This window comes from Bacillus sp. FJAT-29937 (genome assembly GCF_001509555.1).
Classification (GTDB): domain Bacteria; phylum Bacillota; class Bacilli; order Bacillales; family Cytobacillaceae; genus Cytobacillus.
Genome location: NZ_LMAS01000004.1, coordinates 223,449 through 249,406 on the forward strand (window position 1 = coordinate 223,449; position 25,958 = coordinate 249,406).

The 25,958-nt window shown below is 38.2% G+C and carries 27 protein-coding genes; 8 read left to right on the top strand and 19 right to left on the bottom strand.

Annotated features, from left to right (window positions below):
- Window positions 1-103: 103 nt before the first annotated feature.
- The 5 genes from AR328_RS11255 to AR328_RS11275 form a co-directional block, all read right to left on the bottom strand.
- On the bottom strand, window positions 104-679 hold the full coding sequence (locus AR328_RS11255) for a PepSY domain-containing protein (protein ID WP_066295107.1): 576 nt from the start codon (window positions 677-679) through the stop codon (window positions 104-106).
- A gap of 107 nt (window positions 680-786) precedes the next feature.
- Window positions 787-1,341: a PepSY domain-containing protein gene (locus AR328_RS23045; protein WP_066295108.1), complete on the bottom strand. Its 555-nt coding sequence runs from the start codon at window positions 1,339-1,341 to the stop codon at window positions 787-789.
- Window positions 1,342-1,418: 77 nt separating this feature from the next.
- A complete protein-coding gene (locus AR328_RS11265) occupies window positions 1,419-2,771 on the bottom strand; it encodes a sensor histidine kinase (RefSeq protein ID WP_066295109.1) in 1,353 nt (450 codons plus the stop codon).
- A complete protein-coding gene (locus AR328_RS11270) occupies window positions 2,768-3,460 on the bottom strand; it encodes a response regulator transcription factor (RefSeq protein ID WP_197414454.1) in 693 nt (230 codons plus the stop codon). Before AR328_RS11270 ends, AR328_RS11265 begins: the two co-directional genes overlap by 4 nt.
- Window positions 3,461-3,579: 119 nt before the next feature.
- Window positions 3,580-3,891, bottom strand: coding sequence for a DUF3889 domain-containing protein (locus tag AR328_RS11275; RefSeq protein ID WP_156422687.1), 312 nt, complete (start codon window positions 3,889-3,891; stop codon window positions 3,580-3,582).
- Between the two features lie 209 nt (window positions 3,892-4,100).
- Between AR328_RS11275 and AR328_RS11280 the strand changes: the two genes are divergently transcribed.
- Window positions 4,101-4,352, top strand: coding sequence for a YhdB family protein (locus AR328_RS11280; RefSeq protein ID WP_066295112.1), 252 nt, complete (start codon window positions 4,101-4,103; stop codon window positions 4,350-4,352).
- Window positions 4,353-4,393: 41 nt separating this feature from the next.
- Here the strand turns inward: AR328_RS11280 and AR328_RS11285 are convergent, their stop codons facing one another.
- The 3 genes from AR328_RS11285 to AR328_RS11295 all read right to left on the bottom strand — a co-directional run bounded on the left by AR328_RS11285 (window position 4,394) and on the right by AR328_RS11295 (window position 8,063).
- The gene (locus AR328_RS11285) at window positions 4,394-5,038 is read right to left on the bottom strand and encodes a response regulator (RefSeq protein WP_066295113.1); all 645 of its coding nucleotides are present in this window, start codon (window positions 5,036-5,038) and stop codon (window positions 4,394-4,396) included.
- 13 nt (window positions 5,039-5,051) lie between these two features.
- A complete protein-coding gene (locus AR328_RS11290; RefSeq protein ID WP_066295114.1) occupies window positions 5,052-6,179 on the bottom strand; it encodes a GAF domain-containing sensor histidine kinase in 1,128 nt (375 codons plus the stop codon).
- A 144-nt stretch (window positions 6,180-6,323) separates the two neighbouring features.
- A complete protein-coding gene (locus AR328_RS11295) occupies window positions 6,324-8,063 on the bottom strand; it encodes a phospho-sugar mutase (RefSeq protein ID WP_066295115.1) in 1,740 nt (579 codons plus the stop codon).
- A gap of 296 nt (window positions 8,064-8,359) precedes the next feature.
- On the opposite strand from AR328_RS11295, the gene AR328_RS11300 reads away from it, so the two are divergent.
- Both AR328_RS11300 and AR328_RS11305 read left to right on the top strand, forming a co-directional pair.
- The gene (locus AR328_RS11300; RefSeq protein WP_066295116.1) at window positions 8,360-8,794 is read left to right on the top strand and encodes a disulfide formation protein C; all 435 of its coding nucleotides are present in this window, start codon (window positions 8,360-8,362) and stop codon (window positions 8,792-8,794) included.
- Between the two features lies 1 nt (window position 8,795).
- Window positions 8,796-9,266 carry a thioredoxin family protein gene (locus AR328_RS11305; RefSeq protein WP_066295117.1) on the top strand — a complete coding sequence of 157 codons (471 nt, stop codon included), beginning with the start codon at window positions 8,796-8,798 and terminating at the stop codon, window positions 9,264-9,266.
- A gap of 47 nt (window positions 9,267-9,313) precedes the next feature.
- Here AR328_RS11305 and AR328_RS11310 read toward each other — a convergent pair whose 3' ends face one another.
- On the bottom strand, window positions 9,314-9,712 hold the full coding sequence (locus AR328_RS11310; RefSeq protein WP_066295118.1) for a YhcU family protein: 399 nt from the start codon (window positions 9,710-9,712) through the stop codon (window positions 9,314-9,316).
- 133 nt (window positions 9,713-9,845) lie between these two features.
- Here AR328_RS11310 and AR328_RS11315 point away from each other — a divergent pair, with 133 nt between their 5' ends.
- Window positions 9,846-10,784: an RluA family pseudouridine synthase gene (locus tag AR328_RS11315; protein WP_066295119.1), complete on the top strand. Its 939-nt coding sequence runs from the start codon at window positions 9,846-9,848 to the stop codon at window positions 10,782-10,784.
- Window positions 10,785-10,890: 106 nt separating this feature from the next.
- Here AR328_RS11315 and AR328_RS11320 read toward each other — a convergent pair whose 3' ends face one another.
- Entirely contained in the window at window positions 10,891-11,151 is a 261-nt protein-coding gene (locus tag AR328_RS11320) for a GlsB/YeaQ/YmgE family stress response membrane protein (protein WP_066295120.1), read from the bottom strand.
- 460 nt (window positions 11,152-11,611) lie between these two features.
- On the opposite strand from AR328_RS11320, the gene AR328_RS11325 reads away from it, so the two are divergent.
- Together AR328_RS11325 and AR328_RS11330 are read left to right on the top strand one after the other, a co-directional pair.
- Entirely contained in the window at window positions 11,612-12,229 is a 618-nt protein-coding gene (locus AR328_RS11325; protein WP_066295121.1) for a DUF47 domain-containing protein, read from the top strand.
- Window positions 12,230-12,242: 13 nt separating this feature from the next.
- Complete coding sequence (locus AR328_RS11330; RefSeq protein WP_066295122.1) at window positions 12,243-13,241, top strand: inorganic phosphate transporter; 999 nt, start codon at window positions 12,243-12,245, stop codon at window positions 13,239-13,241.
- A gap of 110 nt (window positions 13,242-13,351) precedes the next feature.
- Here the strand turns inward: AR328_RS11330 and AR328_RS11335 are convergent, their stop codons facing one another.
- From AR328_RS11335 to AR328_RS11345, 3 genes are all read right to left on the bottom strand, one after another.
- The gene (locus tag AR328_RS11335; protein WP_066295123.1) at window positions 13,352-15,052 is read right to left on the bottom strand and encodes a DL-endopeptidase inhibitor IseA family protein; all 1,701 of its coding nucleotides are present in this window, start codon (window positions 15,050-15,052) and stop codon (window positions 13,352-13,354) included.
- 108 nt (window positions 15,053-15,160) lie between these two features.
- Complete coding sequence (locus AR328_RS11340; RefSeq protein ID WP_066295124.1) at window positions 15,161-16,540, bottom strand: sensor histidine kinase; 1,380 nt, start codon at window positions 16,538-16,540, stop codon at window positions 15,161-15,163.
- Window positions 16,537-17,247 carry a response regulator transcription factor gene (locus AR328_RS11345; protein ID WP_066295125.1) on the bottom strand — a complete coding sequence of 237 codons (711 nt, stop codon included), beginning with the start codon at window positions 17,245-17,247 and terminating at the stop codon, window positions 16,537-16,539. The genes AR328_RS11340 and AR328_RS11345 overlap by 4 nt, the downstream gene beginning before the upstream one ends.
- A 189-nt stretch (window positions 17,248-17,436) precedes the next feature.
- Between AR328_RS11345 and AR328_RS11350 the strand changes: the two genes are divergently transcribed.
- The gene (locus AR328_RS11350; RefSeq protein ID WP_066295126.1) at window positions 17,437-19,287 is read left to right on the top strand and encodes a dihydroorotate dehydrogenase; all 1,851 of its coding nucleotides are present in this window, start codon (window positions 17,437-17,439) and stop codon (window positions 19,285-19,287) included.
- Between the two features lie 42 nt (window positions 19,288-19,329).
- On the opposite strand, the gene AR328_RS11355 is transcribed toward AR328_RS11350, so the two are convergent.
- Window positions 19,330-20,718 (bottom strand): L-cystine transporter, encoded by a 1,389-nt coding sequence (locus AR328_RS11355; RefSeq protein WP_066295127.1) that lies wholly within the window; start codon window positions 20,716-20,718, stop codon window positions 19,330-19,332.
- A gap of 222 nt (window positions 20,719-20,940) precedes the next feature.
- On the opposite strand from AR328_RS11355, the gene AR328_RS11360 reads away from it, so the two are divergent.
- Window positions 20,941-21,126, top strand: a complete 186-nt coding sequence (locus AR328_RS11360; RefSeq protein WP_066295128.1) for a hypothetical protein — start codon at window positions 20,941-20,943, stop codon at window positions 21,124-21,126.
- Between the two features lie 67 nt (window positions 21,127-21,193).
- Here the strand turns inward: AR328_RS11360 and proC are convergent, their stop codons facing one another.
- The 5 genes from proC to AR328_RS11385 all read right to left on the bottom strand — a co-directional run bounded on the left by proC (window position 21,194) and on the right by AR328_RS11385 (window position 25,954).
- Window positions 21,194-22,003 carry a pyrroline-5-carboxylate reductase gene (gene proC / locus AR328_RS11365; protein WP_066295129.1) on the bottom strand — a complete coding sequence of 270 codons (810 nt, stop codon included), beginning with the start codon at window positions 22,001-22,003 and terminating at the stop codon, window positions 21,194-21,196.
- A 36-nt stretch (window positions 22,004-22,039) separates the two neighbouring features.
- A complete protein-coding gene (locus tag AR328_RS11370) occupies window positions 22,040-22,684 on the bottom strand; it encodes an NUDIX hydrolase (RefSeq protein WP_066295130.1) in 645 nt (214 codons plus the stop codon).
- A 30-nt stretch (window positions 22,685-22,714) separates the two neighbouring features.
- Window positions 22,715-23,671 carry an MBL fold metallo-hydrolase gene (locus tag AR328_RS11375; RefSeq protein WP_066295131.1) on the bottom strand — a complete coding sequence of 319 codons (957 nt, stop codon included), beginning with the start codon at window positions 23,669-23,671 and terminating at the stop codon, window positions 22,715-22,717.
- A 251-nt stretch (window positions 23,672-23,922) separates the two neighbouring features.
- Entirely contained in the window at window positions 23,923-24,936 is a 1,014-nt protein-coding gene (locus AR328_RS11380) for an ABC transporter ATP-binding protein (protein ID WP_066295132.1), read from the bottom strand.
- On the bottom strand, window positions 24,929-25,954 hold the full coding sequence (locus AR328_RS11385; protein ID WP_066295133.1) for an ABC transporter ATP-binding protein: 1,026 nt from the start codon (window positions 25,952-25,954) through the stop codon (window positions 24,929-24,931). The genes AR328_RS11380 and AR328_RS11385 overlap by 8 nt, the downstream gene beginning before the upstream one ends.
- Window positions 25,955-25,958 lie beyond the last annotated feature (4 nt).

The following is a 25,958-nucleotide window of genomic DNA, read 5'->3' on the forward strand; positions in this document are numbered from 1 at the left end:
TCCCCCTTTTTGTTCTTATCACAATCTATGAAAAAATAGGCGGAATGATGAGTTGGAGTTAGAACAAAAAAGCGGAAGACTATCGTCTCCCGCTTTTTTTACCTTAATTATCGCTGTCATCATCATTATTTTTATCATCGCCATCGTCATCAATCTCGACATCTAATACCTTCCCAGTTACAGCATCAATGTCTACCTCGGCCTCGCCCTTACTCGTTTTCAGTTCCACTTCATAAATAAATTGATTGTCATCCTCATCACGATTAATTTCTGTGACCTTGCCACCCACTTCCTTTTCAGCAATTTCTATTGCTTTTTGAATTGAAATATAATTATTCGAAATAGATTTATCTGTCTTTTCAAAATCATCATCTAAATCTTCTCTCACTGATAGAACTTCACCTGTAATGGCATCAATGCGGATTTCAAACTCCTTATCCTTATTCTCTATTTCCACTTCAAAATAGCGCTTTTCGGATTCTTTTTCCAATTCAATGCTTTCAACATGTCCCTCAGCCTTTGTTAAGGCAATCTTAATGGCTTCTTCATGGGTTATCATTTTCTGATTCGCGTTTTGCAGCTCTGCTTTTGAATATTCGTTTTTTGCAGCACCAGCCGCAACGGCTCCCCCTAAAATAACTGCTGCCGAAACGGCTCCAATAATAAACTTTTTCTTCATCATTTTTCCTCCTTTAATCTTTTTCCTTACATCTACAATATAGACTTGCAATATTAAAGGAAAAGAATAGGAAGATTAAAAATTGATGAGAATCATGTGACTCTTTTCTAATCATCCCATGTAATAGATAGCACTTCACCTGTTATTGCATTGATTTGGACGGTTGCTTCCCGATCATCTGTAGTATCAATTTCAACAAGATAATAATGTATATTATCATCCGACTCTAAATCAACATCATTTATTTCACCCTTTACTTCCTTTAAAGCAATTTGAATAGCCTCATCCTCTGTAATGATTACGGTTGCTTCATTTTCGGTTATGGGCTTTGCTGGAGGATTAGGTTCCACTTGTTCTGAATCCGTATTATTGGATGAGATGTTACTTTTTTTAGTAAAAGAAATGACCTCTCCATTTTCAGCATCCAGCTTGATTTCATAGTTCATCTCATTTCGATCCATTTCAATGTCAAATTGATTATTCTTCAGGATTATTTCTGTTACCTGTCCATTGTATCTTTCCTCTACGAGAGTTTTAGCTTCGCTTTTGGATAGAATTTCAGCAGATGGATTTATAACAGGTCCCAAAACTTTAAAAGCAATAAATAGGATAACAATGGCTGCAATACCCATCATGACAAAAAGAAAACGTTTGTTTTTCAAAAGGATAACACCTCACCTTCTATACTCCTTCCATTTTCCTATATGAAAATGAGAAAAAGATGAGAATAGTAATATTTTTATTCTTTAATTGTTAAAGTCACTGTTGTTCCAGTATTTTCCTTACTTTCCAGCATGACACGCACATCTATGGCATCGGCAATTTCCTTTGCAAGCGATAGTCCAAGGCCTGAGCCGCCGCTCTTTCTGCTTCTAGCTTGATCAACACGATAGAAACGATCAAATACCTTTGACAATGCCTCTTCTGGTATTCCAAGCCCTCGGTCAATTATTTTAATATAGGCTTCATTTTTATCTAAGCCAACAGCAATGGTAATCATGTCATCACTATATTTACGGGCGTTATCGAGAAATATAAACAATAGCTGCTTAAGTTTTTGCTCATCTGTAGTGACAGAGATAGAAGTCAATTGTTCCCCTTCAATCACAACATCACGATTATAAGCATTTTGAAACCCTTTTACCGTTTGTTTCAAAACATCGATTAAATTTATGTTTGTTAGCTTAAGATTCCACTGTTCATTATGCTTAGCAAGCAATAATAGCTGCTCGGTCATTTCCCTCATACGAATGGATTCTGACAGGATAGCCTCAATAGATTCATTAAACAACTCAGGCTCCTTTAAGCCTCTTCTCTTTAAAAGACTTGCGTAGCTTTCAATAACCGTTAATGGCGTTTTAAGCTCATGCGATGCATTGGAAACGAATTGCTTCTGTTTTTCGAAGTTTGCCTCAAGCAAATCAATCATATGGTTAAACGTCTCACCCATTTGATAAAGCTCGTCTTTTGACCCTTCCTCTAATGGCAGACGCTTGAATTGACCGCTTTCCTTAATTTCGCTCATTGTTTTAATCATACTTGTTACTGGCTTAATGAGAAGATTACTTAGTAGCCTACTTGAAATAAACACTGGAATTAAAGCAAGCATCGTAACCATGATTAACACAAGCCTAAGTGTTTGGAGGTTTTCAATCGATTTTTCTAAGCTCTTTGTTATTTGCAGATTTGCGATGTTTCCATCAGGTAGAATAATCGGCATAGAATGAAAGGCATAGGCGCGCTTATTTATAATAACTTCCTTACTTACCTCGCCTGTATAATATTCTACATTCTGTTTACTCAATTCTTTTTCATTTAAGGATGTAACAGCTGATGACTTCTTTGTGTCAGGCCTAACGATTAGAATCATACCTTCCACTGGAAGATATGATCTCAGAAGTTCTTTCTCTGGAATGGTTTCGAGATATTTGTTAAACGTCATGGATGTCATTTTCATTTCTTCTCTGGCTGTTTCAAGTTCGCTGTTAATGAGTAAATTGTTAAATAAGAAATAAATCGAAATATTCATTATTACTAACAGGAATGTAAATAAAACCGCGGTATTAAGGTTGATCTTATTACTCAGCTTCATTTTGTTACCTTAAGAACGTAGCCAACACCACGTATTGTATGAATTAATGGCTCATTTTCAAGAGTATCAATTTTTTTTCTTAAATAGCGGATATATACGTCTACTACATTTGTATCGCCAAAAAAGTCGTATCCCCATACGGCTTCTAATATTTGGTCACGGTTTAATACCTGCAATTTGTTTTTTAACAAATAAGCTAGAAGATCAAATTCTCTTGGAGTTAATTCGATGTCATCTTCTCCTCTAATAACTTCATGTGTCTTTTCATTTAATTTTAAATCCGCTAATGCTAGCCAGTCAGTTTCTTTCTTTTGTTCGACTGCTTTATGTCTTAATGCAGCTCGAACCCTTGCCAGCAATTCTTCTATTTGGAATGGTTTCGTTATGTAATCATTTGCCCCTAAATCCAGCCCCGAAACTTTATCTTCAACCGAATCCTTCGCTGTTAACAACAAAATAGGTGTATGGCTGTCGCTCATTCGAATTCGCCGCAAAATTTCAATTCCGCTTAATCCGGGAAGCATGACATCCAATAATATTAAATCCCATTTACTTGACCGATATTCCTCAAGGCCCTTGATTCCGTCCATTGCTTTTGTCACCTTATAGCCTTCATATTCAAGCTCCAGTTCAAGCAGCCTTGCTATTTTCTCTTCATCCTCAATAACTAAAATTGATTCTTTACTCAATGGAGTCTCCCCTTTTTCAATAACCATTTATTAATCAAGGTTAGCAAAAATCAGCCATTAATTCATTATCCATAAGATTAAATAGGAAAAAAGAAGGGATAAGGAGCATTTATGCCCTCTTATCCCTTCTGCTCGTCTACTGTCAGTTGTAGAAGCTTATTATTTTTTAAACTATGTGAAATATTGACCGTTACTTTTTTGAGCTGATTATTTTCTTTCACTTCAAAAACAAAGGAATCCACCACATCGGTTTCAGAAATCTGCTTTCTGCCTGCATATTGAAATTCAATAACCTCTTCACCTGGATAATCCTCTTTGACAACCGCAGTAGCAATACGTCCATACTTTTCATAACCATTTTGAGCAAACGCCAAACTGTGGACGTTCATAAATAAACTAATGGTAAACAATATACAAAAAAGCTTTCTCATCATTTGTCCTCCTGTAAAAACACTTTTTTCTATTGTTTGTATGATTCCAATTTTTTATGAGGCTTGTCCACTTTTTTTATTTTAATTTTTAAATATACAGGAAAAAGTTGAAAACCCTTTACAACCAACATGTCCAACATTTACAGTGTAATTTTAAATGACAAAAACATAAGCTAAAGTCAACTCCTTAAGATGAAGGAGATGGACAAATGAATAAATTAGATTATGACCGAGCGTTATATTATACACACCGCTCTGAATGGGATAACTTGTTAATATTGATGGTGAGAACGGAAGATCACTTTCTTTCCAAAAAGATCGAACACTTCCTTCATGCGTACAACTTTGAAAAAGACTATTCCGTTATCGAGAAACATCTATATTCTTTACTTCGTTACATCGACCATGCTAATGCCTATACTACTTACGAATTGCAAGAGGAGATTTACCAGTTGCCATAAGAATTCCACCACCAAAAAACACGGTTTCATACCGTGTTTTTTCACTTTTCGATAATGCCATTTCTTACTGCATAGAGGGCTGCTTGCGTCCTGTCAGCAAGTTCAAGCTTAGATAGAAGATTGGATACATGCGTCTTAACCGTTTTTTCCGTAATGAAAAGATCAGCAGCAATTTCCTTATTGCTTTTACCTTTAGCAATTTCCTGCAGCACTTCGATTTCTCTTTTTGTCAGCTCCTCTGCTTGCCTTCTTTCGGAATGACTTTTTCCTGATAAGTGTGATAATAAATGAGTCGTTGCCTTCGGATGAAGCTGATTTTCGCCTCTCATTAATTGAATGATGGCTTTGACAAGCTCATCTGGTTCTATATCCTTTAATTGATAGCCAGAGGCTCCAGCTTCTATAGCCGGAATGACATGATCTTGATCAGAAAAGCTTGTTAACATCATGATCTTAATGTCTGGACATTGTTTTTTTATTTCACGTGTTGCCTCAATCCCATTTAAAACAGGCATCTCTAAATCCATTAACACAATGTCCGGACGAATTCTTGTGGCTAATTCAATTGCCTCTTGTCCATTTTTCGCCTCACCTATAATTTCAATTTCAGGCTGCGTTTTAAGAAAAAAGACAAGACCACGCCTAACAACATGGTGATCATCTGCGATAAGAACACGTATGGTCATTTTTTCTCTCCCCCTAAATTGGTATTGATATTACTATTCTAGTCCCATTTTCTTCAGAGCTTTTCAGCTTAAATTGCCCACTTAATGATTCAGTACGATCTTTCATGCTCTTTAATCCTAAGGATGGAATATTCCTTAAATCTCCATCATAATAAAAGCCGCAGCCATGATCAGTGATAACCATTTTTACATGGTTTTGCTCTACAGATAAAATTAATTCCACCTTTGGCTGCCCAGAGTGTTTTTTACAATTGGCAAGTGCCTCTTGACCAATTCTCCATAATGCCTCTTCAACCTTTCCAGGAAGTGCAACTACACCCTCCACTATAGAGCTCACTTCTAAATCAAGCATTTCTCCGTAACTCATAAGGGCACTTATAATTCCATTTTCCAATCCCCTTGGCCTAAGCTGCCAAATCAAGGCCCTCATTTCACTTAAAGCTTCCTGTGCTAAATCTTGAATATAGGAAAACGTTTCTTTCGTTTCTAATTCTTTTGTCATTTCTGCTGCCCCTCTTGCCGTTAAGCTTAACGAGAAAAGGAGCTGATTAACGGAATCATGCAAATCTCTGGCAAGCCGATTTCTTTCTGCTGTTAAGGCATTTTCCTGCTCCTGCCCTGTAAGCTTTATTCGCTTTAAAGCCGTGCCGATTTGAAAAGCAATTGATTCAAGCAATGCCAATTCTTCCTTAGAGAAATGGGTCTTATTAGGCGAGCCGACATTTAAGATGCCGATTTTCTCATCGCCCGCCCGAAGAGGAACAGTTGCATGATGCGTTAATTGATTGGTGTCTGCGTTTTTTTCATTTCGTGCATCTTCAATTCTTTTGCACTCAATTATATTAATTGCCTTATGCAATCTTCCATCGATATATCGGTCGATACACCAGCAGTCTCCCTTGCACATCCGCTCATTGCCATTGTAAGAGAGTGCTTCAGGCAACTTTTCCTTTGCAGCTAGCTCGTATTTTCCATCAGGCTCGATTAGAAAAATCCATCCCGTTTCCAAGCCCGTAACATGAAGTAATTTAGCTAAAACCTCGGACAAAATTGTTTTTATTTCTGTCCCTTCGTTTAATAATTCAGCAATTTCCTTTAGTATCCAAATTTCCGAGTGGCGATTCTCTAATGTCACCTTCATTCCTCCTATGGATGTTCCTTCCATTATTATAATACTTTTATGCCGCCTAATCTTTAGCAATTAGAATGAAAATTTATACGACTAAAGTTGTAGTTTTTCCAACGAAAAAGCACCGAGGAATTGATCTCCTCGGTGCATCCAGATTCATTGTTTTTCCGCTGAATTTATTTTCTCATCTACAATCGCCATGAATTCCTTTTTGATTTTCTCTAGCTTTTGTTCACTTTCCGCAGAACTTTCCCCATTCACTCCGAAATAAAACTTCATTTTCGGTTCTGTTCCAGAAGGTCTTAAACAAACCCATGTTCCATCCTCGAAATGATATTTAATGACGTTAGATTTAGGAAGGCTGATGGATGTCTCAGTTCCATTGCTCTCCTTTCGAATACTTGTTGAGTAATCCTCAACAGCAGCTACTTTTATTCCAGCTGCTTGGTTTAGTGGATTGGCACGGAAGGAGGCTAATATGTCCTGAATTAATTGTGCTCCTTCCTTGCCTTTAAGTGTAATCGATTCAAGACCCTCAAGATAATAACCGTACTGTTCAAATATAGCTAATAATCCTTCGTATAATGTCATTCCTTTTTTCTTATAAAAGGCTGTTGCTTCTGCGGCTAATAAAGCGGCTTGAACGGCATCCTTATCTCGTGCAAAGTCTCCAATTAAATAGCCATAGCTCTCTTCATATCCAAATAGAAACTTGTATTCCCCAGTTTCTTCATATTCCTTCATTTTTTCAGCAATAAACTTAAAGCCCGTTAATACATCCACTGTATCAGCGCAAAAGGAGGTTGCAATTTTTCTGCCAAGCTCAGATGTGACAATGGTTTTCAAGACTATTCCGTTTTCTGGGAGCATATTTTTTTCTTTTTTCTGTGACAAAATATAATGCAGGAGCAGAGCGCCTGTTTGATTTCCAGTTAAAAGAACGAACTCGCCAGATTGATTTCTGACTGCGATTCCGAGCCGATCAGCATCAGGATCCGTAGCAATCAATAGGTCAGCATCCTTCTCTTTTCCAACCTTTATCGCCAATTCAAAGGCTGACTTTTCCTCTGGGTTAGGACTTTTCACTGTGGAGAATTCAGGATCAGGAAGTTCCTGTTCCTCTACTGCATACACTTGTTGATAATGTAAAGCCGCTAAGGCATCCCTTACCGGTTTATTTCCGGTTCCATGAAGCGGGGTGAAAACAATCTTAAGATCTGTCTCACTCCCTAAGGATGGATTTTCAGAAATCGAAACCAGCTTCTCTATGTATTGACTGTCAATCTCTTCTCCAATTAGTTTAATTAGACCTTTGTCCATTAAATCGGTTTCATCGTCAATGTTGATTAAAAGTTCATTTTCAATTTCATTTACCTTTGCAATGACAATATCAGCTAATTTAGGAGGCAGCTGCGACCCGTCAGCCCCATATACTTTATAGCCATTATATTCAGGCGGATTATGGCTTGCAGTAATAACAATACCTGAGAATGCGTGCAAATATCGAACGGCGAAGGATAATTCAGGAGTAGGTCTTAATTCTTTGAATACATACGTTTGAATCCCTTTTGTCGCTAGTGTTTTAGCTGCCTCCATGGCAAACTCTCTAGACATATGACGAGAATCATAAGCGATAACAACACCTTGCGCTTTTGCTTCTTCTCCATTCTCTTCTATGTAAGCTGCCAGGCCAGCAGACGCTTTCCTGACTGTATATATGTTCATCCGGTTTGTACCTGCCCCGATTTCTCCCCGCATTCCGCCGGTACCAAACTCCAAGTCTTTATAAAAGGCATCCTCCAGTCTTTTTTCATCCTTTTGAAGCAATTCCTCTTTTAACTTTTGATCTAAATTTTCAAATCCAATCCATCTGTCTGCTTTTGCTTTCCAGTTCATGAACTTACCTCCCAAAAATTAAAACACTTTCCAATCTACCAATTCACTTCGATAAATAGACCTGTTTCCCTTTTAAAATTATTCTTGTTTTTTTGACATAATCATATAAATCAGCCGACATATTTGAATATTTTTTTCACTTTCATTAAGATAAAGCAATGGAAACTAACATAATTGATGACAAAATTATGACGAAACACAAAACAAACCGTGATATTCTCTGCATAGCAATTTACAAAGAGTGCTTGGAGGCTCTATACTTTTTCTAAGTATGATCAATTAATGAGGAGTACACTATGAATAAAACGAAAGATAATCGTGAATCTTTACTGTTTATTTCCTGGGCAGCCTCCGTTGTTGCGATGTTCGGAAGCCTATATTTTTCAGAGATTCGTCAATATGAGCCTTGTACATTATGCTGGTACCAAAGAATCGTTATGTATCCATTTGTTATTATATTAGGAATGGCGGTTATACGAAAGGATTATCGAATCAGCCTTTACTCCATGGTCCTGTCTGCAATTGGCGCTTGCATTTCACTATATCATTATTCCATACAAAAAGTGTCTTTTCTAGCTGACCATGCCGCTTCATGCGGGAGAGTCCCTTGTACTGGCCAATATATTAATTGGCTTGGCTTTATCACAATTCCATTTCTAGCTTTGACTGCCTTTATTATTATTTTTATTTGCAGTTATCTTTTATGGAAAAAAACGAAAGAGGTAAAATAAGATGAAAAAAGTTGTCATATTTCTTGCTGCCATCATTGTTCTTTTTGTAGCTGTCGGTTTTTTAACAAAAATGCAAAATGAAGAGAAGGTTTCCGGGGATAATCCATATGGAAAAAATAAGCTTCATCCTGAAACAATCGCTCAGCTTGATGACCCTAATTATCAAAATATAATCCTTCCTGACGATTTAGAAAAGAAACTTGATAATAAAGAAGATGTGACTGTATACTTCTTTAGCCCAACATGTTCCCATTGCCAAAGAACAACACCGGTTGTCGCTCCATTAGCAAAGGATATGAAAGTAGATCTTGTACAATTTAATTTGCTTGAGTTTGATAATGGCTGGGATAAATATCTAATTACACAGACACCTACTATCGTCCAATACAAAGATGGAAAAGAAGTGAATCGGATTACAGGATACCAAGACGAAAATGTATTTAAACAATGGTTTAATGAAAATAGTCTTTAATATAACATGAAAACGCCTGCAATTTTCACATTGCAGGCGTTTTCATGTTATATTAATATTTCATTTGCAGCTTTTGTATAAATGCTGAGTACATCATCTTTTATCATTTTACTGCTGCAAAATTGGCTGAAGGAAAATGGGAAGGTCAACCCAAACTCCTGTAGAGTGTACACATTTTTTACAAATAAGCCCTCATATTTTTCATCTAATTGAGGAAGTTCTAATATCGATATTATCGTTTGCAGGCTCGCTATTACCTGATATGCTTCTTTTAATGTTCCAAAGTATTCGGAATGTCTTGTTTTTGTATGTAATACTTGCATGCGCTCAAATTCCTTAATTTCTTCATCAGGAAAATAGAGAGGAAAAACATTTGAATATAGAGTTTGTATAAGTTCAGTAATTTTCAGCTCTTGTTCATGAGTTGAAGCATATACAACTTTCACATAAATGACCACCTTTTAAACATTGTAACCTGTTCGAAATATATAACATTAGAATAGCATATTCAATAAGTTTTTTAGGGTGGTAATTAAACCCAAAAGTGCCTTCATTTTTGCATATATAAAGGAGTGGCCTATGATTAAAACCAAAAGATTTGGAGAATGGTATGAATTAACTTTGCCCCGTGATTGGGACGGATTTACTATAGATTATATTCTGAGAAATATATGGAGAGCACCGAAAAAACAAATACATTTGATGAGAATGGAAAACCAGGTAAAGGTTAACGGGGAATGGATGAACTGGAATTCTCCATTAAAATATATGGATAGATTGCAATTAAGAATTTTTATTGATGAGGATTTTGGCGTGATTCCCTTTTATAAAGAAGTACAAATCCTTTATGAGGATGATCATCTACTTGTTCTTAATAAGCCAGTACATATGGATACACACCCGAACGAAGATGGACAGACAAATACACTTTCGAATGCTGTTGCTTTTCACTTACAATCTCAAGGAGAATATCGGAAAGTGAAGCATGTTCACCGGCTGGACCGCGATACGACTGGAGCCGTGCTATTTGCTAAGCATCCTCTTGCCGGCACCGTTCTAGATAGGATGTTGGAAGAAAGGATCATCAAACGCACGTATGTGGCTCTCGTTCATGGTTTGGTTAAAACTAAAAAAGGAATCATTAAGGAGCCCATTGGACGTGATCGCCACCATGCAACAAGAAGGCGTGTTTCCCCAAGCGGTCAACAGGCGGTTACACATTTTGAGTTAATTAAAACGTATCCAAAACAAAACCTGAGCCTTATTAAATGTCAGCTCGATACTGGACGTACTCATCAAATCCGTGTTCATTTAAGCTATGTTGGTCATCCTTTAGCTGGTGACGTATTATATGGCGGGAAACCCATCTTTGACCGTCAAGCGCTGCATGCTGCCAAACTTGAATTCCCCCATCCTTTTACGATGGAAAAAATCAGCTGCAATGCTCCTTTACTTGAGGAAGAGGATAACAAATCAGTCATGTTGGCAAACCTGCTGCATGTTTTGCCCAATAACTAAAGTTAAAATGAAGAGGGTCGCCTCTCATGCCAAGAGTTGGCATTTGAGACGACCCTTCCACTTTTTTTGTCTAGCTTCAGTGCCTAGGGGCACTTCCGCTTTTCTGTTAATCAGTCGTTCTTCTAAAGGCTCGCATAATAAGGCTTAGCAGGAAGACAAGCAGTACGGAACCGATTATGGCTGGAATAATTGCGAATCCAGCAATATCTGGACCCCAATTTCCGAAGATTGCAGTACCTAGCCATGCTCCTACAAATCCTGCGATTATATTGCCAAAAACACCGCCTGGAATATCTTTGCCGACAATCATTCCAGCAATCCAGCCAATGATTCCTCCTATGATTAATGCCCATAAAAAGCTAAACATAATATCACTCCTTGCTGTTTTGATTGTAGTTTTTCTCCGTCTTTTTTCTTTCATTCAAAAAATTTGTTTCCACTTTTTAGAAATCAGTTGGAAATGAAATGGGCCAAGCTTGAAGCTTATATGTAAGTTACCCCGAAAACATCACAATTACACTTTTTTTAAAGAGAAAAAATCATAAGCGATTGCTCTAAGGGCAATCGCTCAATCTATATAAACGGCCAATGCCGGGATAATAATAACAAAATACCCGCTCTGCATTTGTCCAAAACTCCTGCTTTTTGCAAAATGATTATAATCCAACCGAAATTTCACATACTAAGGTAAACTATAAGAAATAATGAGTGTTTTTTTACATTTAAAAGAATTTATCTACTTTTTACGACATAAAACTATCTAATTCACTCATTTTCGTATAAAATTATTTCGTTTGGATGAAATTTTTTCTATGGGGGTTATAAACATGGTTTTCAAAAAGAAGGACAAATTTAATACGTTGTTAAGCAATATTGCACAGAACGTAAAAGAGGGTGCAATTTATTTTGCAGATTATAAACTGAACAATGTAAGTGATTTGAAGGTTTTTTCAGAAACAATGAAGGATTATGAGTCAAAAGGAGATACATATGTTCATGAAGTGATCAGGGAATTAAATAATGCCTTTATTACGCCAATCGAGCGGGAAGATATACTGCACCTAGCGATGAGTTTGGATGATGTAATCGATGGAATTGAGCATTGTGCAGCCCTATTCGAAATGTATTCCATCACTCAAGCTGATGATTACATGCTTAAGTTCGTGGATGCAATTAAAGACTCTGCATTTGAAATTGAAAAATCAATCGAACTTCTTTCAACGAAAAAATTACTGCAAATTAGAGAACATCTCATCATCATTAAAGATCATGAATCAAAATGTGATGGCGTTCTCCGCCAGTCGATCAAACATCTTTTCTCTGTAGAGAAGGATCCGATCAGAATCATTCAGTATAAAGAGATATACGAAAATATGGAAGATATTGCCGATAGTTGCCAAAGTGTAGCCAATACTTTAGAAACCATTATTATGAAAAATGCATAAGGAGTCGTAACAAATGGATGGATATCTTATTTTAACAATCTTTATTGTCATTTGTGCCTTATCATTTGACTTCATTAACGGTTTCCATGATACTGCCAATGCAATTGCGACCTCTGTTTCGACGAAAGCACTTAAGCCTAGACATGCAATCATTTTGGCATCTGTGATGAACTTCGTCGGAGCGATGACCTTCACCGGTGTTGCCAAGACGATTACAAAAGATATCGTTGACCCGTTTACATTGCAAAATGGTTCATTAGTAATCCTTGCCGCACTCATTGCTGCGATTTTTTGGAACTTGCTAACATGGTATTATGGCATTCCAAGCAGCTCCTCACATGCTTTAATCGGCTCAATTGCTGGTGCGGCCATTGCAGCTTCCGGGTTTGCTGCTCTTAATTACCAAGGCTTTCTAAAAATTTTAGAGGCGCTAATTTTCTCGCCAATTATTGCTTTTGTAGTCGGATTTATTGTTTACAGTATTTTCAAGGTCGTATTTAGAAATAACAATTTAACAAAGACCAATCGAAATTTTCGCTTGTTTCAAATTTTCACTGCTGCATTGCAATCCTATACACACGGGACGAATGATGCACAGAAAGCGATGGGAATTATCACAATGGCACTGATTGCCAATAACTATGTGACGACTACTGATATTCCATTCTGGGTTCAATTCTCCTGTGCGCTTGCAATGGGACTTGGGACATCTGTCGGCGGCTGGAAAATCATTAAAACAGTCGGTGGAAAAATCATGAAAATCCGCCCAGTGAATGGCGTTGCTGCCGATTTAACAGGTGCGATGATCATTTTCGGGGCAACATTTATTCATTTGCCGGTCAGTACAACACATGTTATTTCGTCTTCTATATTAGGAGTAGGTTCTTCTCACCGTCTAAAAGGGGTTAAATGGGGAACTGCACAAAGAATGCTTATCACATGGGTTATTACATTACCCATATCTGCAACAATCGCAGGTCTTATATACCTTCTTTTAAATGCTTTTCTTTAATGAAATGATTTCGATTATTGCTGGTTTTAAGAGGATAGACCAACTTCCTATCTTCTTAAAACCAATCACTGTTCAAAAAAAACTAGCAGGCAATAATTGCCTGCCACATTTTAAAAGCTGCCGGGGATAGAATCGATTCTCCAGCCCTTATCGGTTTGGCGAAAAACGATATGAACAGTCTCGGTCACTAAACTTTCACCTAGCGGAATTTTAAGATTATATTCTTTTTCAGAGCCCGCATCCTTCGTAAGAAAAATGGTTGCTCTTCCGTAATCAGCACGCGAACCTCCGTCTGCATTGGGCTGAGCAAGCTTCCCATTATGCAAGACAATGCCAGCTCTTTCCATATATTGATGAATGGCTTCCGCCGAGTATGTGCTTGATAAATATTCGTTTACTTTCTCTTTTGTATCAAGATCACTGCCCATGTAACGGTAATCCATCTCATTCAATAGAAAGCTTTCAATTAGACCCTCTTCCATTTTTCCTCCGCTTGTTACATACCAGTAATTCTTCACTGCCGTTTGAACCATCTCCAACAACATTTTCTCTTCCTGACTAGTTAACTTCATGTAGTCCGCTCCCGGTCTAATGCTGCTGATTATTTGACCAACCTCGGGATCATTAATAAATGCTTTATTCTTTCGAACTCCATACGTAAGCGTTTTTGTTTCAAAGAGCGGAGATAAACCATATTCCTCCAAACTGTTAATCCAATCTTTTTGATGGGCTTCTACGGTAAAAAGTATTTCCAATTCTTCATTGTCTATAGCTTTGTTTACAGTAACAAGATATTCACTATTATTTCCTTCTTCACCTTTCATGAAAATACTTGTAGCCATAGCTTTCGGGATATTCATCGTGATATCTGCCTCCCGTACATAAAAAGGAACCGTATCACTATTTCGGTGTGCAAGATTCTCTTCTATCTCCATTTTCAGACTTTCAAATTCATCTCTGGAAGGAAAACTCATTTTCAAATTCATACCTTTTTCAATTGCTTGAATCGCTAGCTCAGGGTGCCCTTCTTTTAACCTTGCATCCGCAAGAAAATACCAATAATAAGGAGCATTAGGAACATTCATCGCCCTTGCATCGTAGTAATCAGCTACCTTCGCGAAATAGGCAGGATAGAAGCTTAAGTCAGATTGAAAGGAAGTATGATCCCACTTAACAAGATCTGTTCTATACACATCAGCCATTTCTCGATTCCAAATGGCTAATCTTGCCTGTGAGTCCTTTTTATCCTCTGGAATCAAAACCTCCAGTTCGTGGTAGTTTACCTGTGCTAATTTCACTAAGCCACCCTTTCCGCCTTTGGCTCCCGGTTCCCATGTGAAAATGTCAAGGATATTACCCGCTGATACACCGATTTTCCAGCCTAATAATAGTTCTGGCCTTCCGTCACCAGTAATATCTGCGCTGCTTGCCCAACTGACTTCATATCCAGTCCCTTTAATTTCCGACTCTTTTATCCATTCGCCTTTTTCTTTCCGTAAAATTAACGCCCCTGATTGTTCTTGTTTTCCAATGGAATGGTAAAGAAAAACAACCTCATTATCCCCATCTCCATCTAAATCCGCTTGTATAGTAGAATCATTGCCTACCGGCTGACCAGCCATTGTAAATATCGTACCGGCTGGCAAGAATTCTTTAGATTTTAATAGCAGTGTTTTTTCTATTTCACTAGACGCCTCCGCATATTGAGGTGCTTGTATTAATGTCACTGGCTCTGGAAGGAAGTTGCATCCCCCAAGAAAAAATGTACTGGCTAAGAACATTGCATAAAACCGCAAATAATATTTCCTCATAATATCCCCCTTTATTTCCTCCTTGCAAAAAGAATACTACAATTAGCATTGGAATTCGTTTCAAATAGGTTACCTAAACATTGCACATACATTAAGAAGTTCAGAATGCTAATCTGCATTAGGTAAGGATATGATGGCGGTTGTCCCTTGGCCGACCACACTATTAATTTCAAGGCTTCCTCCATGGGCATGAATTATTTCGTGGCAAATAGCTAGTCCGAGGCCAGTGCCTGACCCACGGAATTTACCTTTATAAAATTTCTTCGTGATGGCAGGCAAATCATCAGGTGGGATTCCTTTTCCTGTGTCCGTTATTTCAATGATTGTCATTCCGTCTTTCTGTTTAACATAAACGGTAATACTGCCATTTTGGGGTGTAAATTTAAGAGCATTATCCAGAATGTTAATCAATACTTGCTTCATCCGGTTTCGATCAAGTTTAAGATTTAAAACCTCAGGCATTGTTAATACTTTTAAATTTACCATCTGTCTCTCTGCACGTGGATGCAGCTGTCCAGCGACTTCCCTTATTAATTTTGAAAGGTCAGCACTAGCTAAAAGATATTCTACTTTGCCAGTTGATAAACTCGATAAATCAAGCAAATCCCCTAGCATCAGATTTAACCTGTCACTTTCATTTGAAATGATTTCAAGCCCTTCTTTGAACATCGGATCATCAGACAACGAATGTAAAGTGACTGCCCATCCTTTGACAGAGGTTAATGGTGTTCTTAATTCATGTGAAACAGATGCAATAAATTCATTTTTTAGCTTTTCATGCTTTTCAACTTCCCTAGCCATAAAGTTTAATGTATCAGCCAGCTTGCCGATTTCATCATCCTTTTTCTTCGGTATTCTTGTCGCAAAAGAACCAGCAGCCATTTGCTCTGCAGCCAATGTAATCGTTCTTATTGGTTTTGTAATGGAGACTGCCAGGAAATAGCTAAAACATGCTACAAGTAAAATAACAATAATTCCAATTCCAGCTAACATGACTGAATTTTGAATAAAAACAGCATATAGATTGTCTATAGAAGAAATGAACCTGACCGCTCCAATTGGTTCATTTTCCACTAAAATTGGCTGTGTGACTGCTAACAGCTTTTCATCCCCGTTATCACCCATCCAATAGCCTGTCGTGCCATTTAAACCCGATTTAACATCCTCAAGAGCCGAAAGATTTAATTTCCCCTGGTCATGAGTATTAGCTAGCACAGTCCCATCTGAATCAATGATTTGCACCTGTGCACCGATGTTAAAATGATATTGACTAAGAAGCTGTTCTGCTTGATTGGACAGCTTTCCAGACTCAATATATGGCTCATAAAAGGTCGAGAACATGGATCCCTGATCTCTAAGAGCCTGTTTGACTCCACCCATGTAATAATTGTATAGGGCAGTCAGAATAATAGTCTCATATAGAACAACCGTAAAGATAATTAATAAAAGATAACTCCATACTAGACGCTTCTTTATCCCTTTCTTCATCCGAGCTGCTCGCCTTCTTCAAAACAATAGCCAAATCCCCAGATTGTTTTTAAATATAATGGATTGGAAGGATCATCTTCAATTTTTTCTCTTAATCTTCTAATATGCACATCAACTGTTTTAGGGTCTCCAAAATAATTTAATCCCCATATTTCATCAAGAAATTCATCTCTTGAAATCGTTTCATTCAACTTTTCAAAGAAATATTTCATTAGCTGAAACTCACGGGGAGTTAATTTTAAAAGCTGGCCCGATTTATAAACTCTTTGTGTTTTAATATCAATTACGTATGGACCTGCCTCTAATTTTGAAGCTTTTGCCGGCTGATGGGTGATTTCTGTTCTTCTTAATACAGTCCTAATTCTTGCTACAAGCTCCAGCGGATTAAAAGGTTTCACAATATAATCATCTGCCCCAAGCTCAAGACCCATTATTTTATCCATATCCTGTCCTCGTGCAGAAAGGATAATGATTGGCAGGTGAGGATTCTTTTCCCTTATCATCGTGCATATCTCAAAGCCATCCATATCAGGAAGCATGAGATCAAGAATAACTAAAGAGGGGTTATACTCTTCAACTAGCTTTAAGGCAAGCTTCCCTTCACCAGCTTCCATTACTTCAAAATTAGATCTTTGCAGATTAAATGCGATTAATTTACGAATGGATAGCTCATCTTCAACAATTAATATTTTTCCGTTTGTCGTCATTTTTTCACCCTATTTGAATAATTTTCAGTTGCCCATTTAATTTAGACGATTAAATATGCAAACTGTCACATCTTACCATTATATTTTCTTAATAATAAAAATTCCCTAAAAACCATTGTATTTCCTCTTTTATTTGCAAATTCTTCCTGTAGAATAGAGATATAGTTCTTATAAAGGGGGGACAGCTTTATGCCTGATTGGTCCTATCACCCTTTGTTTAAACCGCTGCTTTCCCGGCTATCCGGTTCGGCCGGAAGAGAATTCATTCACCGGGGAATGGATATGATTGCGAGTGTGCCAGGCGGAAAACAAGGAATTGAATTTCTTGGCCATATGAAACCTTCTCCCACAATAGGCAAAAAGTTATTTAACTGTACATTTTCAAGCCCCATCGGTTTAAGCGGAAATATTGACCCGCTCTTGTCCGGAACAAAGGCATTTTCTTATCTCGGCTTCGGTTTCATTGAAGTTGGTCCTGTCAGTTTGGATCCTTATGACTCCAAAGAGACAGCAAGATTCGATCATCAAACAGGGACGATTTTCTTTCCAAGGCCGCTCGAATCAATAGGGATCGATCAAACTGTGAAAAGGTTAAAGAAACAGAAGCTGACTATTCCTCTATTTATTCGATTAAATATAGGCAGCACTGAAAATATGGAGGATTTAATTAAGCTTTCAAAGCCGTTGACTCCATATGCAGATGCATTTGTAATTGATTTTCTTTCAATAACCAACGCCAGTCCGCATATAGAACTTCTTGCAAAAGAAAGCAAGAAACCGATTATTCTGGCCATTGCACACAATAAAATAGAAAAATTCCTCTCTGACATTCAATCACTAATTAGCTCAAATTGCATAAATGGAATATTAATTGAGGAAGCGAATGAAGTTCAGACTCGGGGCAGGCAAACGATGGAGATAGTAAACACCTTAAAGCTTCTTCAAGGTAAGCAAACGTATGAGATTCCTATCATTATTTCAGGAGGAGTATATGAGCCTGAAGACGCCGTTCTGCTTCATAATTTAGGAGCAGACCTTATCATGCTGACAGAAGGCTATGTCTCATCTGGCCCTGGCCTTCCAAAAAGAATTAATGAAGCTCTCGCCGATTCTAAAGGAATAGATGACGAGGTTTTACAAGGCTGGAAATGGTACTGGCTGTTTGGGTTGATTATTTTCTGCGGAGGATTTCTAGCACTTATTTTTAGTATGACACGTGTCATTCTTCCATATGATGAAGCATTTATCCAAATGACAAGAGCGGAATTAATCGCCTTAAATCCGAACATCCTTAAATTTATGGCTCATGATCGGATGACCCTGGCCGGAACGATGATTTCTGGGTCGATTCTTTATATGCAGCTCGCGAGAAACGGAGTGCAATTTGGGCTGCATTGGGCAAGGAAAGCGTTTAATATTGCTGCCATTTCTGGATTTTTAGGCATACTTCTATTTATCGGGTATGGATACTTTGATTGGCTGCATGGTTTATTTTGGCTTATCTTGCTTCCATTTTTCATATGGGGTGTTCGTCAAACAAAAGGAGCGATTCATTCTCCCGTATCAAAAAACCGCAGAAATACATCAAATTGGAAAAAATCACTTTGGGGACAGCTCTGCTTCGTCATTTTGGGATTTTCATTTGTCATTGGCGGAGTAGTCATCTCGACGATCGGAACGACAAGTATTTTTGTACCGACAGATATTGGGTTTATTTGTATCCCGCCTGAGATTCTTAATGAAATGAATAACCGGCTTATTCCAGTCATTGCCCATGATCGGGCCGGATTTGGGAGTGCCTTATTTAGTGTCGGGCTCCTTGTACTTATGATGGCGCTTTGGGGCTATCATGAAGGGGCGAAATGGGTATGGTATTCCTTTCTATTTGGGGGCATACCAGCCTTTTCAGCCGGTATTTTGACTCACTTTTTTATCGGCTATACGACCTTCATTCACCTTCTTCCGGCATATATTGCCTTACTTCTTTATATAGCCGGGCTTATTTTATCAAAAGGGTTTTTATTTGATCAATGTAAATAAAAAAAATCGGCAAATGCCCTTGTAGGCACGTGCCGATTTTTTTTATGCTTCTGCTTCAATTTTCTCATCCATATTGTTGTAAACACTTGAATCAATTTCACCAGTAACTCTGCTCGTTAGAAGCCCTGAAGTCATAGAACCACTTACGTTAAGTGCAGTACGTCCCATATCGATTAGCGGCTCGACTGAGATTAAGAGACCGGCTAGGGCAACTGGTAAATTTAAAGCGGATAAAACTAAGATAGCTGCAAAAGTTGCACCGCCTCCAACTCCAGCAACACCGAAGGAGCTAATCGCTACAACGGCAATAACTGTTGCGATGAACGATGGTGATAATGGATCAATTCCTACTGTTGGCGCAATCATGACAGCAAGCATGGCTGGATAAATACCGGCACATCCATTTTGGCCGATCGAAAGACCAAACGATCCTGAGAAGTTAGCGATTCCATCAGGAACACCGAGAGACTTCTGAGTTTGAATATTTAATGGCAACGCACCGGCACTTGAACGTGATGTAAAGGCAAAGGTTAGTACAGGGAACGCCTTTTTCACATATGTTATTGGATTTAGTCCAGCAAATGTCAGCAATAATAAATGAATTAGGAACATAACGAGCAATGCTACGTAGGACGCGAGCACAAACTTACCTAGCTTTAGTATCGCATCAAAATCACTTAATGCTACTGTTTTTGTCATAATAGCAAGGACACCATATGGAGTTAAGCGTAAAATAATCGTCACGACTCGCATAATTATTGCGTAAAATGCATCTACAATTTTCGAGAATAATTCAGCTTGTTCAGGTGCCTTTCTTCTAACACCTAAAAAGGCAAATCCGAGAAATGCTGCAAAGATAACAACTGAAATGGTTGATGTAGGACGTGCACCAGTTAAATCCAAGAATGGGTTGGCTGGAAGTAATTCCAAAATTTGCTGCGGCAGTGTTTTACCCTGCACTTCAAGATTTTTTTGCTCTATTACTTCGCCGCGTGCTACTTCAGCTTCGCCTTGAGTAATCTGAACAGACTCCAAATTAAATCCTAAAGTCGTAGCAATACCGACAGCTGCTGATACAGCTGTTGTAGCAATTAGCAAGCCAAGAATAAGGGTACTGATTTTCCCAATATTATTGCTCAGCTTCAGCTTTGTAAAGGCAGTTAATATGGATATGAATACAAGCGGCATAACAATCATTTGCAGAAACTTTACATAGCCTCCGCCGACAATGTTAAACCATGCTGTAGATTCTGCAAGTACCTTTGAAGCGGGTCCATAAATATACTGCAGTACAAAACCGAACACAATCCCTAATCCTAATGCAGTAAAAACACGTTTAGAAAACGATACATGTTTTTTCTGCATATAGAACAGGCCAATAATAATTAATAACATGATAGCAATATTTACGATAACAAGACCTGTTGTCATTTTCTTTCCTCCTAAAATAATAATCTTCAATAATGATAAAACTATATCTCATGTAATCCTATGAGTCAAGTAGGAATTAAAAACTCCTTATTGATTTTTATTTTATCCTTGGAATTTTTTTAAATGCATAATACTTTTATTATTTAGGGGTTTATTTTACAATTAAAAGGATATATTCTTTTTATAATATTAAAAATTTTTATTGAATGGGATGGTGTAATGATGGCAGATAGCAAAAAGGATAAAAACGAAAAAAAGGATTTAAACATTGGCTCGAAAGTATCCCTCAATGGTCTTGTTACTGCTGTTTTTGACAACATGGTACATGTTCAAATCGGTGCTAAAATTGTTACTGTCCATATGAAGGACTTGTACTCAGGTCTTAATCAAACTTTGCTGAAAAATTAACATAGTGTTTTTTCAATAAACAATAGGAGCAGCTAATTTATGCTGCTCCTCTGTTTATTTTGAAAAATTACTGTTTAGAGAGTGCTTTTGTTTTCTCCGTGCACTTCTCCATTGCCGAAAGGACTGCAGTTCGCAATCCCTTACTTTCAAGCTCTGCTACCGCCTCGATTGTTGCTCCTCCAGGAGTACAAACCTCATCTTTAAGCTCACCCGGATGTTTTCCCGTTTCGAGAACCATTTTCGCAGCCCCTACTACAGCTTGGGCTGCTAATTTATAAGACTGCTCTCTTGTTAATCCGTTTTTGACTCCTCCATCCGCTAATGCCTCGATAAACATATATACATAGGCAGGCGATGAGGCACTAATAGCTGGAATAGAATCCATTAAGCTTTCAGCAACGACTTCAGCCCGTCCAAAGCACGAAAAAACACGAAGAACTTCATCAAGTTCCTCTTTCGTCACAAATTGGTTTGCACAAAGTACGCTCATCCCCTCTCCAATTAATGAAGGTGTATTGGGCATAGACCGAATCGCTTTAACCTTCCTCGGAAACGACTCCTCAAGGAATTGCAGGCTAATTCCTGCAGCAATTGTGATAATGAGAGCATGAGGCTTAATGATATTTTTAATCTCCTCAATAATTGCTTGATGAAGATTTGGCTTAATCGCAAGGAAAAGTATATCAGCATGTTCTGCAACTGCTTTATTATCCGTTGTTACCCGAATAGGGAACCTTTCCATCACATTCCTAACTGTCTCATTTGAAGCCGCACTTGCCATAATGTTTTCAGCTGGAACTTTATCTGCATGAAGGATTCCGCCTATAATCGCCTGAGCCATTTTCCCCGCACCTATGAAACCAATCATTCTATTCAATTAAACACATCCCGACTTTTTACATATTTAAAGTGGCTACTTTTGATCATTATGAACGAACCCATCTCTGTTAAGAATTTCGATAAAATGCTTAAGAATTCTAGCTGTTAAACCCCATATCACCTTGTCTTCATAATAATAAAAACACTCGTCCATTTTCCTCGTTTGCCAATCATATTTTTCTCCGCCGATAATTTGGTTAAAGGGAAAATCTTTTTCGGGCTCGACTCTAAAGCGTATTTGAAAGGTCTCGGGCTCCGTTTTCTTTAAGTAGGATAGCGGGACAGTGAAGGTCTCCTTCACTTCACTTCGGTTAATATTGATCATTTCCGGATTGCTTATGTGGCCAACGTAAGGATAAATAATCGTTCCAAATGGAGAAATCATATAATCTAACGGAAAAACATGATGAATATGATCCTCTCTTATCCCTAACTCTTCCGAAGTCTCCCGTATTGCTGTATGCTTCTCATCGCGATCCATCCTATCGACCCTTCCCCCTGGAAAGCAAACTTCACCCGGCTGTCTTCTTAATTGCAGAGAGCGAACCTCAAATAAAAGGTGAATATCATCTTCCATTTGGATAAGGGGGATGAGGATGGCATATTTAGAAAATTCCTCACTTCCTAGAATGGAAGGTGTACGGTTTTTAAGCTTATTTACTATTTTCTGAAGATCCATTTCCTACACCTCCATACTTTGTTGAACACGCTAATTTTCTCGTTTTGCTAAATAATCTATAATTCCCATTGATCCGACATTCAAATCAAGCTGAATAAGTTCTGAAATATCTTCTTCTAAAACTATTTGATTTTCTGATAAAAATTGATTAACATCATTCCATAACAGATGGAAAAGGGCTTGCTGCTTTATATCAAATGAAGCAGTTTGGTTTTCTGCCCATGCCTTTTCCCCAGCCGCCATAAATTTTGGCAGCCAATACTCAATTTGTTTATAAACCTGATTAGGATTAGCGGTCATTCCATAATGGCCAAAGTAAATTCTCTCTACTTGAAGCGACGAAATTCTTTTCATTGAGTGATGCATCGCCTCGGGATCAAATTGATTCGGTGAGGTAGACGGAAGAATTAATTCAGCCCCCTGGTCGAAAATTTGCGGATAATAAACCCCGATTGTATCACCAGTAAATATTCCATTACTGAAGGAATCATGAATGGAAAAATGATGGTTGGCATGACCTGGTGTATCCATAAATGTCAGAATACGTTCTTTTCCAATTTTCAGCGTTTCTCCGTCCTCTTTGACGACTAAGCGGTCCTCTGGCACTGGCAAAATGGGATCAAAGAGCTCATTAAATTTATCTCCATAAACAGCCTTTGCCCCTTGAATTAGTCTTGAAGGATCAGCAAGATGACGTTTGCCGCGAGGATGAACAATTACTTTAGCATTTGGGCAATGATTAAGCAATAAACCAACACCGCCAGCATGATCAAGATGGATGTGTGTGACAATTATATTTTTTACTTCTATTAACGCTATTCCTAATTCCTCTAAGCCCTTCAGGACATATGGAATAGAGGGACTCGCGCTCGTTTCAATAATCGTTACTTCTTCAGCTTGAATAATATATGAACCTGTCCTTCTTTCTTTTCCTAAATCGAATGCATCGATAAGAGATACATTATATCCTAAACCTATTGTACTCATTCGCCAAACCCCTTTCAAAAGTATATTTACTATTTTATAACGAATTCTTCGAGATGAGGCAAAACTCCTCTTTCCTTTGTTTTTTTCAATTAAAGAGCATCCGTTCCCAACCTAGTATGTAAATGTCGTTGGCTTCATTTCTCTGCGCTGGTGATTACTCCGTACATCAAGGCTTGTTCAATGAATCCAACGACAATTTAGTTAGTATTCAAAAAAAGCCCTCTCAAAGAGAAGGGCTTTCGAAGTTTTGATTAATAGTTTGCTTTTAATGCTGAGAAATCGACAGGGCCTTCCTCTGCTAAATGGCAGGCCACTTGATGATTCTCCCCAGGAATGGCATGTAGGGATGGCGCCTCTTTTGCACAACGGTCAAACGCATAAGGGCAGCGAGTGTGAAAACGGCATCCGGCTGGCGGATCTATTGGTGATGGCACATCTCCTTTAAGAATGATCCGTTCCTTCTTCTCTAAAACATTCGTACTTGGGATTGCAGATAATAATGCCTTTGTATAAGGATGGTGCGGATTTTCAAATAATGATTTTTTATCAGCGATTTCAACAATCTTTCCTAAGTACATAACAATGATTCGATCAGAAATATGGCGTACTACACCGAGATCATGGGAGATAAATAGATACGTTAACTTAAAATCCCTTTGCAATTCCTTTAGCAGGTTTAACACTTGTGCTTGAATAGACACGTCAAGTGCTGAAACAGCTTCATCACAAATAATCAGCTTTGGATTAACTGAAAGAGCACGCGCAATGCCAATTCGCTGGCGCTGTCCTCCGCTGAATTCATGCGGATAGCGGTCAACCTGGTGTGCTCCAATTCCTACTGTTTCAAGCAACTCAGTTATTTTTTGTCGTCTTTCTCTTGGGGGTACGACATTTTGGATTTCCAATGCTTCTTCCAAAATCTGACTTACTGTTTGACGTGGATTTAATGAAGCATATGGATCCTGGAATATGATTTGCAAATCTTTTCGCTTTTTTCTCATTTGTGATTTGCTTAATGCAAGCAAATTCTCGCCTTGAAAATACACTTCGCCAGAATAAGGATTATCCAATCTAAGGATTGCTCTGCCAGTTGTGGATTTTCCGCAGCCCGACTCTCCTACAATACTGACAGTTTCCCCTTCATATATATTAAAGCTAATATCGTCGACTGCTTTAACATGGTTAACAGTTCTACCTAGAATACCGCCTTTAATTGGGAAATACTGCTTAAGCTCTTTCACTTCTAATAATGCTTGCTTACTCATGGCTAGCTGCAACCCCCTCTTGTTTCTCCCATTTATCTGTGTACATCCAGCAGCGAACTTTATCTCCATCTTTCATATTCTGCAGCTCTGGCAGCTCGGAATGACAAATTTCTCTTGCATGCGGACACCGAGGAGCAAATCGGCAGCCAAGCGGCAAATTAAATGGATTTGGGACTTGACCATGAATAACAGAAAGATCCCCTTCAACATCTTCATCATGTTTCGGCACTGAGTTTAATAGACCGATTGTATAGGGATGCTTTGGGTCAGTAAAGATCGTTTCTACATCTGCATATTCTACAACTTTCCCGCAATACATAACCGCTACTTTATCACACATTTCAGCTACTACTCCAAGATCATGAGTGATAATCATGAGTGATGTACCAAGGTCTTCCTGAAGCTTTTTGATCAATTCAAGAATTTGGGCCTGAATTGTTACATCCAGTGCAGTTGTCGGCTCATCAGCAATTAATAATTCCGGATTACATGCTAATGCAATCGCAATCATAACCCGTTGGCGCATTCCCCCTGAAAGCTCAAACGGATATTGTTTGGCACGCTTTTCTGGTGATGGGATTCCGACCAAACTCAGCATTTCAATTGCTTTGATCCAAGCATCCTTGCGGTTTAGCTTCTGATGAATTCGAATGGATTCAGCAATCTGTTCCCCGCATGTCAATGTTGGGTTCAAAGAAGTCATTGGTTCTTGGAAAATCATCGAGATATTATTTCCGCGAATGTCCATCATCTGCTTTTTTGTTTTTTCTAATAGATTTTCCCCTTTGAAATATACTTCCCCACCGACAATTTTCCCGATTGGCTCTTGCAGAAGGCGAAGAATGGAAAGGGAAGTAATACTTTTACCCGAACCAGATTCGCCTACTATTCCAAGCGTTTTGCCCTTTTCAATTGAGAAGTCAACACCATCTACCGCTTTTACTTCTCCTTCATCTGTAAAAAAGGAGGTACGAAGATTTCTTATCTCTAGAATATTTTCAGTTTTTTGTATAGTCATTGGT

What these genes read in the sequence shown, in the direction of transcription:
- AR328_RS11255 (WP_066295107.1), bottom strand. Translation starts at nt 679, where the DNA reads ATGAAGAAAAAGTTTATTATTGGAGCCGTTTCGGCAGCAGTTATTTTA.
- AR328_RS11265 (WP_066295109.1), bottom strand. Translation starts at nt 2,771, where the DNA reads ATGAAGCTGAGTAATAAGATCAACCTTAATACCGCGGTTTTATTTACA.
- AR328_RS11275 (WP_156422687.1), bottom strand. Translation starts at nt 3,891, where the DNA reads ATGAGAAAGCTTTTTTGTATATTGTTTACCATTAGTTTATTTATGAAC.
- AR328_RS11280 (WP_066295112.1), top strand. Translation starts at nt 4,101, where the DNA reads ATGAATAAATTAGATTATGACCGAGCGTTATATTATACACACCGCTCT.
- AR328_RS11285 (WP_066295113.1), bottom strand. Translation starts at nt 5,038, where the DNA reads ATGACCATACGTGTTCTTATCGCAGATGATCACCATGTTGTTAGGCGT.
- AR328_RS11290 (WP_066295114.1), bottom strand. Translation starts at nt 6,179, where the DNA reads ATGAAGGTGACATTAGAGAATCGCCACTCGGAAATTTGGATACTAAAG.
- AR328_RS11295 (WP_066295115.1), bottom strand. Translation starts at nt 8,063, where the DNA reads ATGAACTGGAAAGCAAAAGCAGACAGATGGATTGGATTTGAAAATTTA.
- AR328_RS11300 (WP_066295116.1), top strand. Translation starts at nt 8,360, where the DNA reads ATGAATAAAACGAAAGATAATCGTGAATCTTTACTGTTTATTTCCTGG.
- AR328_RS11305 (WP_066295117.1), top strand. Translation starts at nt 8,796, where the DNA reads ATGAAAAAAGTTGTCATATTTCTTGCTGCCATCATTGTTCTTTTTGTA.
- AR328_RS11315 (WP_066295119.1), top strand. Translation starts at nt 9,846, where the DNA reads ATGATTAAAACCAAAAGATTTGGAGAATGGTATGAATTAACTTTGCCC.
- AR328_RS11320 (WP_066295120.1), bottom strand. Translation starts at nt 11,151, where the DNA reads ATGTTTAGCTTTTTATGGGCATTAATCATAGGAGGAATCATTGGCTGG.
- AR328_RS11325 (WP_066295121.1), top strand. Translation starts at nt 11,612, where the DNA reads ATGGTTTTCAAAAAGAAGGACAAATTTAATACGTTGTTAAGCAATATT.
- AR328_RS11330 (WP_066295122.1), top strand. Translation starts at nt 12,243, where the DNA reads ATGGATGGATATCTTATTTTAACAATCTTTATTGTCATTTGTGCCTTA.
- AR328_RS11335 (WP_066295123.1), bottom strand. Translation starts at nt 15,052, where the DNA reads ATGAGGAAATATTATTTGCGGTTTTATGCAATGTTCTTAGCCAGTACA.
- AR328_RS11340 (WP_066295124.1), bottom strand. Translation starts at nt 16,540, where the DNA reads ATGAAGAAAGGGATAAAGAAGCGTCTAGTATGGAGTTATCTTTTATTA.
- AR328_RS11345 (WP_066295125.1), bottom strand. Translation starts at nt 17,247, where the DNA reads ATGACGACAAACGGAAAAATATTAATTGTTGAAGATGAGCTATCCATT.
- AR328_RS11350 (WP_066295126.1), top strand. Translation starts at nt 17,437, where the DNA reads ATGCCTGATTGGTCCTATCACCCTTTGTTTAAACCGCTGCTTTCCCGG.
- AR328_RS11355 (WP_066295127.1), bottom strand. Translation starts at nt 20,718, where the DNA reads ATGACAACAGGTCTTGTTATCGTAAATATTGCTATCATGTTATTAATT.
- AR328_RS11360 (WP_066295128.1), top strand. Translation starts at nt 20,941, where the DNA reads ATGGCAGATAGCAAAAAGGATAAAAACGAAAAAAAGGATTTAAACATT.
- AR328_RS11370 (WP_066295130.1), bottom strand. Translation starts at nt 22,684, where the DNA reads ATGGATCTTCAGAAAATAGTAAATAAGCTTAAAAACCGTACACCTTCC.
- AR328_RS11375 (WP_066295131.1), bottom strand. Translation starts at nt 23,671, where the DNA reads ATGAGTACAATAGGTTTAGGATATAATGTATCTCTTATCGATGCATTC.
- AR328_RS11380 (WP_066295132.1), bottom strand. Translation starts at nt 24,936, where the DNA reads ATGAGTAAGCAAGCATTATTAGAAGTGAAAGAGCTTAAGCAGTATTTC.
- AR328_RS11385 (WP_066295133.1), bottom strand. Translation starts at nt 25,954, where the DNA reads ATGACTATACAAAAAACTGAAAATATTCTAGAGATAAGAAATCTTCGT.